The following is a 14,796-nucleotide window of genomic DNA, read 5'->3' on the forward strand; positions in this document are numbered from 1 at the left end:
GTTACCAGAAGCGCCACCATCCCGCCGGGAAAACGGTGTGGGGCTGGGCTCGCAACAGGGTGAAGATGGCCAGGACGGCAGCAAGGATCAGCAGGCCGCCAATCTGGTTGCGCTGGGTGTGGTGGCGCGGAGTCTGGCGTCGTTGTGCGAGGCGTGGATTCACAGGGGCTGTTTCCAGTGTAGGCCGGGTGGTCTTTGCCGGAAAAGGATGCGGGCGGCCGTTTGGCCGCCCTCGCATGTCTTTGGTGACCTGCGCGCTATGCCCCGGCAATGCGGTTGTGCGGAGTGGAGAGTTGACGGGCCAGCACCGGGATTCCGAAGGCCAGTCCGGCGACGGCAGCGGTCGAGATCAGGTCATTGCGATAAAACGGCAGTCCAGCCACGTAGGACATGCCCAATCCGGCCAGGCTGCGCGGATAAAGCGTCGGGTTCGCGATCCATGCCGCGAAGTTGGTGATGAGAAAGAAGGATGTGGGGGTGATGACGACTCCTGCGGCCACACGCGCGGCCGTGATCTTTTTCGCCAGCAGGAAATGGGCGAAGACGATGACGGCTGCATGCCAGGCCCAGGTCAGCAGATAGTCCGAGACGTGGAAGGGATAGCGATAAAAGAAGGCCGTCAGGTAGTAGTCCGTGATGGCCAGTGCGGCTACCGGCAGCCAGATCTGGCGCAGCGGACGGCGCGCGCCGAAAAAGAGCAGCGATCCACCCACGGCGGTGAAGTTCAGCCAGTCCGGATGGGGAACGACGCGGCTGATGATGGCCAGGAGCAGCAGGAAATAGGCGGACATACATCCTCACAGGGGAAACAAAGTCGGCACTTCTTATTGTCGGAAGTGCCAGGAGCAGGCGCAAGGGGAAAGTCGACCGGCAAAGCGGTATTCCCGGGGAATGGGGCAACGGATCGGCGCTATTTTTGCTTCTTGCCGCTCATGTACATGCCCTCGATCTGGTTGGCCGGATTGATGTATGCCCATGCGGTAAGAGGAATCTTGCCGCGCGCGTCGGAGCTGAGACCGGCAAGCCCGAAGCCGGAATAAGCAAAGCGCAGGTCCTCAAACTGCACCGTATGCCATCCGGGTTGGGGCTGTGGTGCGGTGTCGTACGGAATCGGATCATTGCCGAGATCGGTGGTCACCGGAAACTGCGACCAGTCGAGATAGACCCGGCCAAGGTACGACTGTTTGGCGGCAGCGACTGCCGGGGTGACCGGCGGTTTATAGAAAATATCGGAGCCATCCAGGCTGCGGGCCTCGATACGGTCGTGAAGCGTACGCACCTCGGCGGTCTGGTAATAATCGGGCGTCTCAGCAAGCACATGCCAGGCGAAGGGATCGAGCATATAGGGCTCGGCTGCGATGCGGGTCACCGGGGCATCGATCGTGCCGGCATTGCGGACGAGTGCGAGGGCATGGCTCTGCTCGGCGTTGCGCAGCGACCACCAGAGGACGATGAAGACGAGAGCCGCAATCGACCAGCCCCGGCCACGGAAGGGCGTGCGACGTGCGCCGATCTCACTGTCTGCCAGGCCGAAGAGCCATGGAAGGACGAGCGAGGCCAGCAGGGCGAGAAAGATCCATGGATCGAAGATGAAGACGATGCTCCAGGCATGCCAGTGTGCGTCGAAGGGAAACAACGGGCGCACGCCGTAGTTGTTGGTGTAGTCGAGCAGGATGTGGCTGAGGTCGGCAAGGAGCGCGAAGCACCAGAGCAGTCCCCAGCGAATCGGCGCGGCCGTGGGCTTCTTGCGCCATCGATGAACGAGCCACGCAAGTCCCACAGCGGCCAGCGCGATGACCGGCGCGGCAAGAAAGGTGTGGGTAATGCCGCGATGGTGTTCGAAGCCCGTGACCGGGCCGAGTCTGCCCCACACGATATCGAGGTCCGGAGCCTCCGCGGCCAGCGTCATGGCCAGCGTGGCGTAGGCTGCCTTGCGGTTGAAGCCGGAGCGGGCGAGGACGGCTCCGGTGAGGAAGTGAGTGACAGGCTCCATGGAGGAAGAGTAGCAAGTGGACTGGCCGTCCAGGCCTTTCGCCTTCGGTTGCTTCGCGCAGGGCGAATAGCCTTTGGCCTCCGCTCTCGTTGGTCGCGCTCCGGGGCCAGCTTTCTCTGTAACGGCAAAAAAAGGGGTGCCCCGTCCAAGCTCCGCTTGGGCGGGAGGCAAAAACAGCAGGTCCCTCTATTACGCAAGACAAAGCCGTCTCGCTGCGGTCGAGATGACAATCTCTCTCTTCTCCAGGCGCGGGCTACGGCCTATATGCCGATAGCCCCTGATGGGCTCGGCGCGATTGCGGCAAGCCTATTTCTGCAACTTGAGAATGTTATGCGGATCGGAAATGCCCCTGAGCCGCTCTTTCTCCACCGTTTCAGCCAGCCTGTCGTGCAGCACACGCGCCCTGGGATGTAACGCGAGTGAACCGGTCATGCCGAGCCTGTCGGCAAGGACGATGCGCAGGCCATCGGCAAGATCGATCAGGAGTGCATCGCGTTCCTCGTCGGTCATCGGTTCGTCATCCTTTTCGTGTTGTCCGCATGGTATCGCAGGGATATCCCGCATGGCTTCCGCGCGATAGAAGGACGGCTTGCGCACCAGGATGGCTCCTCCGCTACCATCGTTGCTGTGACTGTTCAGAAAGAAATCGACAAGCTGCGGGAGACCATCCGCCACCACGAGTATCTGTACTACAGCCTTGATGCGCCGGAGATCTCCGATGCCGAGTATGACGCGCTGATGCGTGAGCTGGAGGCGCTCGAGGCGAAGCACCCCGAGCTGATTACCGCTGACTCGCCCACGCAGCGCGTCGGCGGAAAGCCGGCTGAGGGCTTTGCCAAGGTGGCGCACTCACGTCCCATGCTCTCGCTCAACAATGTGGTGAGCGAGGAAGAGCTTGCGGACTGGGACCGCCGCGTCCATGAGCTGGCGGGCGAGGGCGCAAAAATCGAGTATGTCTGCGAATACAAGCTCGACGGGCTCTCCATGGCGCTTCACTATCGCGAGGGCGCGGATGGCGCCTCGCATCTTGAGCGCGGTGTGACGCGCGGTGACGGCACAATCGGCGAAGACGTAACCGGCAACGTGCGCACCATCCGCTCCGTGCCGCTGTCCATTTCGAAGGCCAAGCGCGAGAAGGCCGGTCTGCCGCCCAACTTTGAAGTGCGTGGCGAGGTCGTCATGCCGTTCAAAGCTTTTCTGCGCATGAACGAAGAGCGCGAAGCTGCCGGCCTCACGCCTGCCGCCAATCCGCGCAACGCGGCCGCCGGAACCATCCGCACCCTTGAACCGAACATCGTTGCCCAGCGCCGCCTCGATTTTTACGGCTACTTCGCGCTGACGGAAGCAGGAGAAAGTCTCTTCGAGGAGCAATCGGAGGCGCTCGAAGCGCTTTCGACTGCAGGCTTCCGCGTAAATCCGCATCGCGAAGCCGTGAAGAACTTCGAAGGATTGATGCAGTTCGTCAACCGTGCCGAGGAAACGCGTGCCGATCTCGGGTACGAAATTGACGGCGTGGTCATCAAGATCGATTCAGCCGGCATCCAGCGCCGTCTCGGCTATACCGGCCGCGCGCCGCGCTGGGCCGTGGCGTATAAGTTCACGGCACGCGCCGCGATCACCAGGGTCGAAGCCATCCATGTGCAGGTGGGCCGCACCGGCAAGCTCACGCCCGTCGCATGGCTCACGCCGGTCGCGATCGGCGGAACGACGGTGAGCCGCGCCACGCTGCACAATGCCGATGAGATCGAGCGCCTCGGCCTGCTGGTCGGGGACTACGTCAAGGTGGAACGCGGCGGCGACGTGATTCCCAAGATCGTCGAAGTGGTCGAAGATGCGGAGCATCCGCGTGGAACGGAGAAATACAACTTCCCCACGCACTGCCCGGTCTGCGGCAGCGAGATCGTGAAGACCGAAGGCGAGGTCGACTATCGCTGCGTGAACGCCGATTGCCCGGCGCGGCTGGTCGAGAGCGTGCTGCACTTCGCGGCGCGCAAGGTCATGAACATCGAGGGTCTTGGCGATGTGCTGGTCGAGCAGCTCACCGCGCGCGGCCTGGTGAAGAGCATCGCCGACCTTTATTCGCTCACAGAGGAGCAACTGCTTTCGCTCGAACGCATCGGGCAGAAGACTGCCGATGCGTTGCTCGAGGAGATTGCGAAATCGAAGCAGGCCGGGCTGAGCCGCGTGCTTTTTGGCCTCGGCATCCGCTTCGTAGGCGAGCGCACGGCGCAGCTGCTGGCCGAAGAGTTCGGCTCGATGGATGCGCTGATGGAGGCTTCCTCCGAAGAGCTTGAGCGTGTGAATGAAGTGGGCCCGCGTGTCTCGCAGGCTATCCTCGAGTTCTTCGCCGAGGAAAAGAATCGCGCGCTCGTCGAGCGGTTGCGCGAGGCAGGGCTTGTCTTTACGGCGGAAAAGCGCAAGAAGACATCCGAGCTCGAGGGACTGACCTTTGTGCTCACAGGTACGTTGCCCACACTCAGCCGTGAAGATGCGAAGACGAAGATTGAAGCCGCAGGCGGCAAGGTCTCAGGATCGGTGAGTAAGAAGACGCACTATGTGGTCGCGGGTGAGGATGCCGGCTCGAAGCTCGAAAAGGCGCAACAGCTCGGGGTGAAGGTGATCGACGAGGCTGCGTTGCTGGAGATGTTGGGCGGCTGAAGAGCCAGCCATCGCTGCAAACAGCAAGAGCCGGGTGGGATACCCGGCTCTTGCTGTTTGCAGTGGCACTGCGATTATTTCGGCGCGAAGTATCCCTTGCGCACGCGGACCGAGTAACGGCGGTCGAGGCAGAAAAGGTAGATGGGGCGGAAAGCGCCATCGGCCTTGAAGTCGGCAGGCTTGTAGACCAGCGCATACTGGCTGCGCAGCTCGTCCTGGATGGCTTCGAAGCTGATCGGCATGTCCGAGATGTTCTTCGGGAAGAATGCCCGGCCGCCGGTCTCTTCGGCGATCTTCTGGAGCACGTCGTCGCCGCGGTCGCGGCTGGGGCTCACGTTGGTGCTGATGGCGTAGACGATGGTCTCCGCCCGCTGGCACTCTTTGATAGCGTCGTCGAGATAGGCGTGGCTCTGGTTATCGTCGCCGTCCGAGATGAGCACCATGGCCTTGCGGACCGGTTCCTGGCCGCGCGAGGCAAGCAGGCGGTCGCGGCAGGCCGAGTAGACCGCATCGAACAACGCAGTGCCGCCACCGGGGCGCAGCGAATCGATGCCGGTCGAGAGGGTGTCGAGGTTGTTCGACCACGCCGTCTTGTAGTCCGGCGTCACGTCGAAGCCCATGACGAAGGCCTTGTCCGAGGCCGGCTTCAGAATCTGGAGCAGGAACTCCTTGGCCGCCTGCTGCTCGAAGGCGAAGCGGGTATGGATCGAGGTGCTGGTATCGATCAGCACGCCAAGCCGCAGAGGCAGATTCGTCTGCTGGGTGAAGCTGTAAACGCGCTCCGGCGCTTTCTGGTCATCGAGCAGGGCAAAGTCGCTTTGTTTCAGGTCGCGAATAAAGCGGCCATGCCGGTCGGTAACCGTAAAGACCAGGTCGACTTCGTTTACCTGCTGGGTGATGGTGTACTGCGAGTTGTCCTGGGCCTGATTCTGGGGCGGATTCTGGGCCGCCGGAGTGGCATCGGCAGGAGTCTGAGCGGGCTGAGCCTGCTGCGGCTGAGCGGGCGCTGTGGTGGCAGGGGATGTCTGTGCCTGGAGCGGAGCCGCGAGCGGGAGGGCGAGCAGGACGGCAGAGAGACAGAGGAAAGGCTTAAAACCGGCGCGGGTCATTTTGCTGTGGCCATTGTACATGCGCGACTCCGCATCGAGCGGCTCACCGGTTGCGCGCAGAGCGAGTTGCTTCGTATGGCGCTCCCGTTGATCGCCATCCGGGATCGCTGCAGGAAAGACGGAAATGGGTGCCCCGTCCAAGCTGCGCTTGGGCGGGAGGGTACGAGCCCGTTCTGTGTCCCCCACCCAGGCAGCACCGGCTTGGGTGGGTCGCCCGTTTTCGTTCTGCGGCATGAGGTGGCGTGTTACTCCGCCCGCAGCGCGGCCACTGGGTCGAGCTGCGAGGCGCGCCAGGCCGGCAGCAGGCAGGCCAGCGCGGCCACGGCGATGAGCGCAAAGGAAACCAGAACGAAGACCAGCGGATCGAGCGGCTGGGTGCCGTAGAGCAGGGACGCAACCAGCCGCGTGAGCCCGGCCGAGGCGGCGATGCCCAGCACCAGTCCGATCACCGCCGGGCGGAGACCATCAGCCAGCAGCAGGCGAAGAACGTGTTCCCGTTGCGCGCCCAGCGCCATCCGCACCCCGATCTCCGCTGTGCGTTGGGAAACCAGGAACGATAGCACTCCGAAAAGCCCGACCGCAGCCAGGACCAGCGACAGTCCGGCGAAGACCGAGAGCAGGGTGGCGTTGAAGCTGGCCTCGGCCGTGTTTTTGCCAACCAGGTCGTCATAGGTGAGGAGGTCCGTGACCGCGACCGAGCGGTCGATGCCGGCGACCACCTTCTGCACCGTTGTGGCCATGGCCAGCGGGTCGCCGGTGGTGCGCAGGAAGAGCGTCGGTCCGCTGCGAACACCGGTCCAGAGTGGGAAGTAAACGATCGGCTCAATGGGGCTGGCCGGTGCCGAGCGTACGTCGCCTACCACGCCGACGATCTCGTTCTTCGGGTCGGTGGTGCCCTCAGGGCCGGTGTTCAGGTCGTTCACATGCAGGCCGATCGGATCGCGGCTCTTGAGGTATTGCCGTACGAAGGCCTGATTGACGATGGCCAGCCGGCCGTGCTCGAGCCGGTCGTCGGCGGTGAAGGTGCGGCCGTGCAGCAGCGGGATGCCGAGGCTGCGGAAGAAGTCCGGCGAGACGTAGCGCACCTGTATGTCGAGCATCGTGCCCTTGGGCATGGGGATCTCGGCAATGGTCTCGCCGTCATCGGTGCCTTCTCCCTGGCCGGGGAGCCGGTCGGCGAGGCCGGCGGCCTGCACGCCGGGTAGCGCCTGCACGCGGGTCAGCAGGTCCTCAAAAAATCCCGTAATTCGGGCTTCTTTCTCGTACTGCGGCGCGTAGGGTAGGTTGATCCCCATGGTGAGTGTCCGGGCGGTCGAGACACCGAGCTCGGCCGAGTGCATGTTCTGGTAGCTGCGCAGGAAGAGCCCCGCGCCAACCAGCAGTACCACGGTGAGTGCAACCTCGACGGCCAGCAGGGCGCGGCGGAAGCGGAGGCTCTGGCGGCTGCCGCTCACCGCGCGGGACTGGTCCTGGAGCGCATTTAGCAGCTGGTCGTGGCGGTCGGCGAAGGCCGGAGCGAGGCCGGCGATTAGCCCGCAGGCCAGTGCCGTCCCCAGGGCAAAGCCGATCGCTGTCCCGTCCAGGTGGACGCTCGCCGCCCGGGGCAGGTCGGCACGCCGGGAGAGCAGCCACTGGAGCGCGAGTTGCGCGATGAGGATGCCGAAGGCGCCTCCTGCCGTGCAGAGCACCAGGCTCTCAAGCAGGCGGTCGCGGAGGAGCCGGCCGCGCGAGCCACCGAGAGCGGAGCGGATGGCTGCCTCCCGACGTCGCGAAGCCGAGCGAGCGACCAGCAGGTTCGCCACATTCAGGCAGGCGATCAGCAGTAGGCAGCCAGTCGCGGCAAAGAGGATGTTGAGCAGCGTGCGGACCTTATAGGTATCGGCGTCGAGCAGGCCGACGACGTGTGCGGCGTCATCGATGAAATCGTTCGGAGGCCGCTGCTCGGCGCGCAACCGGGAGATGCGGCTGAGGTCTTCCTGCGCCGTGGCAATCGAGACACCGGGTTTCAGCCGCCCGATGACAGTGAAGTTGTGCGAGTCATGCGAGTCCCAGGCGCGTGGCGGGAAGAGCGGCGAGATCGCGATCCAGAGCTGGGTGTGCGCGTCGGGGTACTGGAACCACTTCGGCAACACGCCGATGACGGTGTATGGCTGGGTATCGAGCAGCAGCTTGCGGCCTACTATGCCCGGATCGGCGCCGAAGCGCCGCTGCCAGAGGCTCCAGCTGAGGACCACAGTTTTGTCGGCGCCCCAGGTGTCGTCCGCCTGGGTGAAGAAGCGCCCGAGCGCGGGCTTGACGCCCAGCAGGCCAAGCGTCTGCCAGGTGGCGGCCTCGGCGTCCAGGTGCTCGGGCAGCTGGCCCTCGGCGCCGGCCAGATTCAGCTCCCACGGGTCGGCAACGCCGAGCTGCGCGAAGCTCCGGTTCTGGTCGTGCCAGATGCGCCAGGTCCCCCCGGCCGCGGCGGTGTGCGAGTAGCCGTGCTCCGGGCTGGCCTCCCAGGCCCGCACCAGCCGGTCGGAATCCGGCAGCGGCAGCGGCTTGAGCAATACCGAGTTCACCACCGTGAACAGCGCCGCCGTGGCGCCGATGCCGAGAGCCATCACCAGTACGACGGTGAGCGAAAACCCCGGCGTGCGGGCAAGGTTGCGCAGGGTCTGGCGAAGATCGCGAAAGAGGATGTCCACGGGCAGGCTCCGGCACTCGGATTGGGTGCAGGAGAAAGTGCATGCGACGGGCCAGCTATAACCAGGCTAAGTCGTAGAAAACAAAAATGCCACCCTCGCGCTTCTGGTCGATTTTAGAAACCGGTGTCCAAATGCGGACGACAGAGGAAACGGCAATTTTGATAGAGACTATCAGACAATAATTATTCTTGTTTGGGCTGAAATGAGGGTGGGAGACGAGGCTCTCAGCCAGCCAGGAAACCCCTCAGCGAATCCTGTCCAGAAACCCTGTCAGCTCCGCCGGCAGCGGCGCTTCGAGCGTGAGGATCTTATTCGTCCTCGGATGGGCGAACTCGAGCCGCGCGGCATGGAGAAAATTGCGGTCGAGCTGCGTGGTCTCGGCCGCAACGGCTGCCTTTTTCTTTGTTCCAGGCTTGCCCTTCGCCGCCTCGACCACGGGGATGATTGCGGGCGCGCCGTAAAGCGTATCGCCCACCACGGGGTGCCCGATGGACGACATGTGCACACGGATCTGGTGCGTGCGCCCGGTTTCGATCTTCACCGAAACCAGTGCGAACTTCCCGAATCGTGTATCCAGCCGTTCGAGCACCGTGTAATGCGAGATGGCCGCGCGCGCACCCTCGGAGCGTTTGGTGGTCATGCGGGTACGCCGGATCAGGTCGCGGCCGATCGCGGCGTTGATGGTGCCCGTGTCCTTCTTTGGATGGCCGTGGACCAGGGCAAGGTAGGTTTTGTGCACCTCGCGCGAGGAGAACATCTCTGCCAGCCGCAGATGCGCGGCATCATTGCGGGCGACGATGATCAGGCCGCTGGTCTGCTTGTCGAGCCGATGGACGATGCCCGGGCGCAGCGCGCCGCCGGTCGTCGAGAGCTGGCTGTAGTGGCCGAGCAGGGCATTGACCAGCGTGCCGCGATTGCGCTCGTCGAGCGCCGGGTCTTCATGCGTGGCGCCTGCCCCGGCGTGGACCATCATGCCGGCAGGTTTGTTGATGACCGAGAGATCGTCATCTTCATAGACGATGTCGAGCGGGATCATCTCCGGCGTGGCACGCAGCGGTGGCGGCTCGGGCGGCCCGAGGACGGCAACGGTTTCGCCGCCGCGCAGCTTGAGCGAGGCCTTGGCCAGGGTGCCGTCGACCGTAACCTTGCCCTCGGAGACGAGTAGCTGGACCCGGGCGCGGCTGACGCCCTCGAACTGCGCGGCGAGCCATGCGGCCAGCCAGGCATCGAGTCGCTGGCCGGCCGCTTCAGCGGGGACGGTGTAATTGCCGGTGCTCACTTCTCGTTCACTTCTCCGTTACTTCGCCAGGACCATGCAGGCCGGGGATCCACGAGGGAAGATTGGGCTGGGGCAGCGGCAGTGGCGGCGCATTGGGTGGAATGATGCTGTGCTGAATCATCCAGTTGCGGAGCAGCGCGGGCCAGGTTGAGAGCGGAATGATGGTGCCGCACAGCCCGCAGCCGTGGTTCGCATAGTCGTAGATATGGATCTCTGCCGGGACGTGGTTGCGTTCGAGGGCGCGGTAGTAGTCGAGCGCGTTTTCGATCGGCACGGCGGGATCGCGGGTGGTTGCGAAGAGGAAGGTCGGGGGCGTCGTCGCGGTGACGGCATTCTCATTCGAGTAGTCGTGGACCAGCTTCGGATCGGGATCGGGACCGAGCAGGTTCAGCACCGATCCGGCGTGGCTCTTCGTCTTGTCCATGCTGATGACCGGGTACTCGAGGACTGCAAAATCCGGCTTGCAGGAGACCTGGTCGGTCGCGTCGGCATTAGCCGGGGGCAGATCCGTCGGCTCGCAGTGCGTGGAGAGAGAAGAGGCGAGGTGACCGCCCGCCGAAGAGCCCCATACGCCGATGCGGTTCGGATCGATGCCATACTCGTCAGCGTGCTGGCGGATGAGCCGCATGGCGCGCCGTCCGTCGTTGATTTCGACGGGATAGCGATAGGGTCCGACGCGGTAATCGAGCACAAAGGCCGGGACACCCTGCGCATTCAGCCAGAGCGCGATCTGGATACCCTCATGGCCGATGGCAACATGCTGGTAGCCACCGCCGGGAACAACCAGGAAGGCGGCGCTGGTCGAGCGCTTCTTGGGTAGAAAAACATACATGCGCGGGCGATCCGCCTCGCCGTTCCCAAGCGCGCCCGGGGCGCTGCCGGAATAGAGGAAAATAGGCGCGGGCATGCCGGGGGCTGAAGCCGGAGGCGTCCACTGCGCAGTCTGGGCCGGAACAGCCGGCGGATTGGACTGCGCGGCGAAGGCGGAGACGGCGGTTCCTGCGAGCACAGTGGCTGCGAGCAGGGCAGCAAAAAGGGAGCGAAGTCGGCCGGGATTCATCGAGTGAAAGTATACCGATTAGAAAACAGGGAGGCGGAAATGGCGGAGCAGGGCATACAGGGAAACGAGTGGGGCAGCGGACTGGCGAGCATCGAAAGCCGTCATTCGGTGGATGAGACGGTAACGCGGATCGAGGAGATTTTGCGGGCGAAGCAGGTGAAGCTCTTTGCGTTGATCGATCACAGCGGCGAGGCTGCGGCGGCCGGGCTCAGCATGCCGCCGACAAAGGTGGTGATCTTCGGCAATCCGAAGGGCGGGACGCCCTTGATGCTGGCCGCGCCGACGACGGCGATCGACCTGCCGCTGAAGCTGCTGGTGGCAGAAGACGCGCAAGGCGTAGTGCGGATTACCTGGAATACGCCGGAATATCTCCTACAAAGGCACGGCTTCCCGAATGAGCTGATGGCAAATATCGCCGTGATCGCTGGAATCGCCAAGGCAGCGGCGGAATAGCTCAGACAGGGGTGGGGAGGGATGCCGTCGTCGGCCGGCGGCGCAGCCATAGAGCGCCGCCGGCGATGACCGCGGCAGCGGCGATGGGCAGGCTGAGCGCAGGATCGGCCGCGGCCCGGAAGGGCAGGAAGACTGCGGCAGCGAAGCCGGTGAGGAAGAGCCACGCGCCGGCGAGCTCGCCTGGCTGGGTGCGCCTGGGCAGCCAGTAGAGCAGCAGCGCAAGCGTGATCAGCGCCGCTGCGGCGTCGTAGAGCTGGACCGGGTGCAGCTTCTGGTATGCCGGGGTGCCATACCAGAGAACAGAGAGCCGCCGATCGTAGGTTACGGCCCACGCAAGGTTGGCGGGTGTACCCCAGTCGAGCCCGGCGAAAAATGCTCCGATGCGGTTGAGGATCATGGCCAGTGCGGCGGCAGGCGCCAGCGTGTCGAGCACGGCGAGCAGCGGCAGGCCTTCGGCAAGGGAGTAGAGCAGCGCGGAGGCGATGCCCGCGACAGTGGCCATGGCGAGAATCCACGGCGTGTGGACCTGCGTAAGGCCGAGTACCCAGACCGGATGCTCACGGAAAGCGTGGAAGTAGACAAGAACAAGGAGCAGCCGCGCGCCGATCAGGGTCGTCAGCGTGCCCAGCAGGCAGAGCGACCAGACCCTGTCGGGATCGAGTGCGAAGCGGCGGGCAAGCCGGACGGCAAGTACCAGGGCTGCAACCAGGCCAAGGGCGGTCAGCGCACCGTAGGTGGGAATGGCGATCTGGCCGAACTGGAAGAGGCGGGGATACACGCGCGCGAGGGCTTAGAAGATGAGACAAGACCGACCCACTGGGCCGTGAGTGATGCGCCGGTGAACCCGTCCTAAGACGGTGGGAACTCGCCGTGGCTCTTTAGGCATTCCGGACTGGCGGACACTGCACACCGAGCCAATATGTCGAGTCAAGCTCCCTGTTCAATGATTAAAGGTTCAACCGGCGTTGATCCCCGCACCTGCTTTGCAGGCCGGTCTCTGTGATGGATGCTAACGGCGACCCGGGGGGAATGCAAGTCTCGGGCAGCAGGCGGGTGCTGCCCGAAAGAGAAGCTGCTTATTGCTGCTGGTTGGGGTCGATGTTGTAGAGGAACCAGAAGCGCAGCTCGAGGTAGGGTCCCTTGAAGTTCTTGGGCAGATTCGGATAGGGCGAAGCGCCGGTGATGCCGCCCCAGGCCGCGCGATCGAGCGAGACGTCGCCGGACGGCCCCTCGAGCACCATGTCCTTCACCGATCCATCCGGCAGAATCTTGAAGCGGATCGCCACGCGGCCCTGCTTGTTGAGCGGCGGCTGGGCGACTTCAGGAATGATCGGATACCAGGCACGCTTGGTGTCATAGACCACGCGCTGGATGTAGGGCCCGAAGTCGACACCCATGGTGTCGCTGAGGATCTTCACCGCGCCCTGCATCCCGCCCTGCTCATCCGGGGCGTTGGTGGTTGCGCCGCCGCCGTATTCTCCGCCGCGCGGACGGGCGCCGCGTGCCAGATCCTGCATCTGCTGGCTGATCGATCCCTGGCTGGTTGAGAAATTAGGCTTGGGCTGCGGAGCCGCAGGCGCTTCATTCTTCGCCTGCTGGTTGGGCAGCGGTTGAGCGGGCAGCGTGGGCTGCGGCTTCGGCTGGTTTTCCGCCTGCTGCTGCGGCTGTGGCTGGGCCTGCTGCGGAGCTGGCTGTGGCGCGGGCTGCGGAGCAGGCGGCTCTGCCCTGTGCATCTGCTGGAGTTCGCGCAGGAGCTTCTTGTCGACCGTCGGGTGCGGGGACTGCTGGATGTGATCCTTGTCCGAGATCTTATTGGTGTCCTTTGGTCTCTGCTGCTTCAGCAGGTCCTTCGGCATCTCAAGATAGGTCATCTGTTTTTCGCGGTCGCGCAGCACCACCGAGGGGTCTTTCACGTGGACATTGAAGAGATACCGCGGTCCATAGGCCATGAACCAGAAAATGACCATGTGGACAATGAGCGCGATCCAGATCTTTTCGCGCAGTGCCGCCCAGTTCCGGTCGCCTTCGAGTTCTTCGATGACGCCAAGGAGCTCATGGGTATCGAGGTTCTCGTAGTTGCGGGAACGGCGGGAGCGAGGCGGTTCGGGCGGCGCGCCAGCGGGGCTGTTTGGCACTTCAGTGATCGGCATTCTATGTCTGAGACTCTGCTATGCCTTTCGGCTTGCGCAGAGATGATGGCGTAGCCCAGCCGGAGCGCAGGATGTCTTGCGCTGAGACCTCATCCTATTCTCTCACTCTTTACCGGGTTTTCGCAGCGCCGTTTTATCCCCGTACAATCAGGGGGATGAAGAGCGCGGCGGTGATTACGGTGAGCGATTCCTGTTGGCAAGGACAGCGGGAAGACCTTTCCGGGCCTGCGGCGGCGGCAGAGCTGGCAATACATGGGTTTGACGTCAAACTCCGTCTTTCCGTACCAGACGAAAAAAAAGCCATCGAAGACGCACTGTTGCAGGCAGCCGGCGAAGTTTCTCTGGTTGTGACCACCGGTGGGACAGGCATTTCTCTCCGGGATGTGACGCCGGAGGCGACGCGAGCCGTCTGCGCGCGCCTGCTCGAGGGAATTCCCGAGGTGATGCGCGCCGAAGGCCGGCGGGAGACACCGCTGGCGGCGCTGTCCCGGGCTGTTTGCGGCACCATCCGCACGAACAAGGCCGATACGCCCCAGCCCGAAGCACTTGTCCTGAACCTGCCGGGCAGCCCCCGCGGAGCCGTTTCATCCCTCCGTGCGGTCATGCCCCTGCTCCAGCACGCGCTGGACCTGCTTCAGGGCCGGACGGAACATACACAGGCTGGGGACGCGCCTCATCCCGATCTCAAGACCGCCGGAGTGGCGCACGGAAGAAACTGATCTTCCTGTCCCATATCCGGTTCAAATTGCTGACCAAATCGAATGAAGAAACTGATTTTTCTATCCAATAAATATCGCGGCCTTCTGCTGGCCTTTTTGAAGCCTCTCGGATTCTGGGGAGCGGGCCTGGTCGCGCTGCTCGACTCCAGCTCCATCCCGGTCCCCATGGACCCGCTGATCGCGCTTTACGCCTGGAACAACCGCCATACCTTCCTGCTCTATGTGCTGGCGGCGTCTGTCGGCTCGGCGATCGGCGGACTGGTGCCCTATTTCATCGGTCGCGCCGGCGGTGAGCTCTTCCTGCTGAAGCGGGTAGACCGGGTCAAGTACGAACAGCTGCGGGACCGCTTCGAGAAGCAGGAATTTCTGGCGCTGCTGATTCCCTCCATGCTGCCTCCGCCGACGCCATGGAAGCTCTTCGTCTTCGCTGCCGGCGTCTTCGAGATGAAGGTGTGGAACTTTATGCTGGCGGTTTTTGTAGGCAGGATGCTCCGCTTCACCGCGGTCAGCCTCCTCACCATCCGCTACGGTCCGCAGATGGTGCACGAGGTTGGCGCGCTGGTGCAGCAGCATGCGGTGGCCGTGCTGGCCGGACTCGGGGTGATCTTCGCTCTGCTGGCGCTGGTAGCGGTGCGCAAGAGTCTGCGCAAGAAGGCGACGGCGTAGGGCGAGCGAGCCGGCAAGTCAGCGG

14 protein-coding genes and 1 other RNA gene are annotated in these 14,796 nt (G+C 63.8%); 4 read left to right on the top strand and 11 right to left on the bottom strand.

Annotation, left to right across the window (positions count from 1 at the left end; translation table 11 throughout):
• Window position 1: 1 nt before the first annotated feature.
• The 4 genes from ESZ00_RS20055 to ESZ00_RS08460 form a co-directional block, all read right to left on the bottom strand.
• Window positions 2-163 carry a hypothetical protein gene (locus ESZ00_RS20055; RefSeq protein WP_164981406.1) on the bottom strand — a complete coding sequence of 54 codons (162 nt, stop codon included), beginning with the start codon at window positions 161-163 and terminating at the stop codon, window positions 2-4.
• Between the two features lie 94 nt (window positions 164-257).
• A complete protein-coding gene (locus ESZ00_RS08450) occupies window positions 258-791 on the bottom strand; it encodes a DUF6580 family putative transport protein (protein ID WP_129207653.1) in 534 nt (177 codons plus the stop codon).
• A 119-nt stretch (window positions 792-910) separates the two neighbouring features.
• Window positions 911-1,993 carry a metal-dependent hydrolase gene (locus tag ESZ00_RS08455; protein WP_129207654.1) on the bottom strand — a complete coding sequence of 361 codons (1,083 nt, stop codon included), beginning with the start codon at window positions 1,991-1,993 and terminating at the stop codon, window positions 911-913.
• A gap of 306 nt (window positions 1,994-2,299) precedes the next feature.
• Entirely contained in the window at window positions 2,300-2,503 is a 204-nt protein-coding gene (locus tag ESZ00_RS08460; protein WP_129207655.1) for a hypothetical protein, read from the bottom strand.
• A 117-nt stretch (window positions 2,504-2,620) separates the two neighbouring features.
• Between ESZ00_RS08460 and ligA the strand changes: the two genes are divergently transcribed.
• Window positions 2,621-4,651, top strand: a complete 2,031-nt coding sequence (gene ligA / locus ESZ00_RS08465) for an NAD-dependent DNA ligase LigA (RefSeq protein ID WP_229741093.1) — start codon at window positions 2,621-2,623, stop codon at window positions 4,649-4,651.
• Between the two features lie 74 nt (window positions 4,652-4,725).
• On the opposite strand, the gene ESZ00_RS08470 is transcribed toward ligA, so the two are convergent.
• From ESZ00_RS08470 to ESZ00_RS08485, 4 genes are all read right to left on the bottom strand, one after another.
• On the bottom strand, window positions 4,726-5,901 hold the full coding sequence (locus ESZ00_RS08470) for a VWA domain-containing protein (RefSeq protein ID WP_229741050.1): 1,176 nt from the start codon (window positions 5,899-5,901) through the stop codon (window positions 4,726-4,728).
• A 104-nt stretch (window positions 5,902-6,005) separates the two neighbouring features.
• On the bottom strand, window positions 6,006-8,444 hold the full coding sequence (locus ESZ00_RS08475) for an ABC transporter permease (protein WP_164981407.1): 2,439 nt from the start codon (window positions 8,442-8,444) through the stop codon (window positions 6,006-6,008).
• Between the two features lie 244 nt (window positions 8,445-8,688).
• Complete coding sequence (locus ESZ00_RS08480) at window positions 8,689-9,723, bottom strand: RluA family pseudouridine synthase (RefSeq protein ID WP_129207657.1); 1,035 nt, start codon at window positions 9,721-9,723, stop codon at window positions 8,689-8,691.
• Window positions 9,724-9,730: 7 nt separating this feature from the next.
• Window positions 9,731-10,732: an alpha/beta hydrolase gene (locus tag ESZ00_RS08485; RefSeq protein ID WP_229741051.1), complete on the bottom strand. Its 1,002-nt coding sequence runs from the start codon at window positions 10,730-10,732 to the stop codon at window positions 9,731-9,733.
• 90 nt (window positions 10,733-10,822) lie between these two features.
• Between ESZ00_RS08485 and ESZ00_RS08490 the strand changes: the two genes are divergently transcribed.
• Window positions 10,823-11,236 (top strand): DUF302 domain-containing protein, encoded by a 414-nt coding sequence (locus tag ESZ00_RS08490; RefSeq protein ID WP_129207659.1) that lies wholly within the window; start codon window positions 10,823-10,825, stop codon window positions 11,234-11,236.
• A gap of 1 nt (window position 11,237) precedes the next feature.
• On the opposite strand, the gene ESZ00_RS08495 is transcribed toward ESZ00_RS08490, so the two are convergent.
• The 3 genes from ESZ00_RS08495 to tolA form a co-directional block, all read right to left on the bottom strand.
• Window positions 11,238-12,014 carry a prolipoprotein diacylglyceryl transferase gene (locus tag ESZ00_RS08495; RefSeq protein WP_129207660.1) on the bottom strand — a complete coding sequence of 259 codons (777 nt, stop codon included), beginning with the start codon at window positions 12,012-12,014 and terminating at the stop codon, window positions 11,238-11,240.
• 28 nt (window positions 12,015-12,042) lie between these two features.
• Window positions 12,043-12,231: non-coding RNA, 6S RNA (gene ssrS, locus ESZ00_RS08500), on the bottom strand.
• A gap of 81 nt (window positions 12,232-12,312) precedes the next feature.
• On the bottom strand, window positions 12,313-13,386 hold the full coding sequence (tolA, locus tag ESZ00_RS08505) for a cell envelope integrity protein TolA (protein WP_129207661.1): 1,074 nt from the start codon (window positions 13,384-13,386) through the stop codon (window positions 12,313-12,315).
• Window positions 13,387-13,541: 155 nt separating this feature from the next.
• Here tolA and ESZ00_RS08510 point away from each other — a divergent pair, with 155 nt between their 5' ends.
• Window positions 13,542-14,105 (top strand): MogA/MoaB family molybdenum cofactor biosynthesis protein, encoded by a 564-nt coding sequence (locus ESZ00_RS08510; RefSeq protein WP_129207662.1) that lies wholly within the window; start codon window positions 13,542-13,544, stop codon window positions 14,103-14,105.
• A 42-nt stretch (window positions 14,106-14,147) separates the two neighbouring features.
• The gene (locus ESZ00_RS08515) at window positions 14,148-14,771 is read left to right on the top strand and encodes a YqaA family protein (protein WP_129207663.1); all 624 of its coding nucleotides are present in this window, start codon (window positions 14,148-14,150) and stop codon (window positions 14,769-14,771) included.
• Window positions 14,772-14,796 lie beyond the last annotated feature (25 nt).

Origin of the sequence: Silvibacterium dinghuense, assembly GCF_004123295.1 — a bacterium.
In the GTDB taxonomy this organism is placed as follows: Bacteria; Acidobacteriota; Terriglobia; order Terriglobales; family Acidobacteriaceae; genus Silvibacterium; species Silvibacterium dinghuense.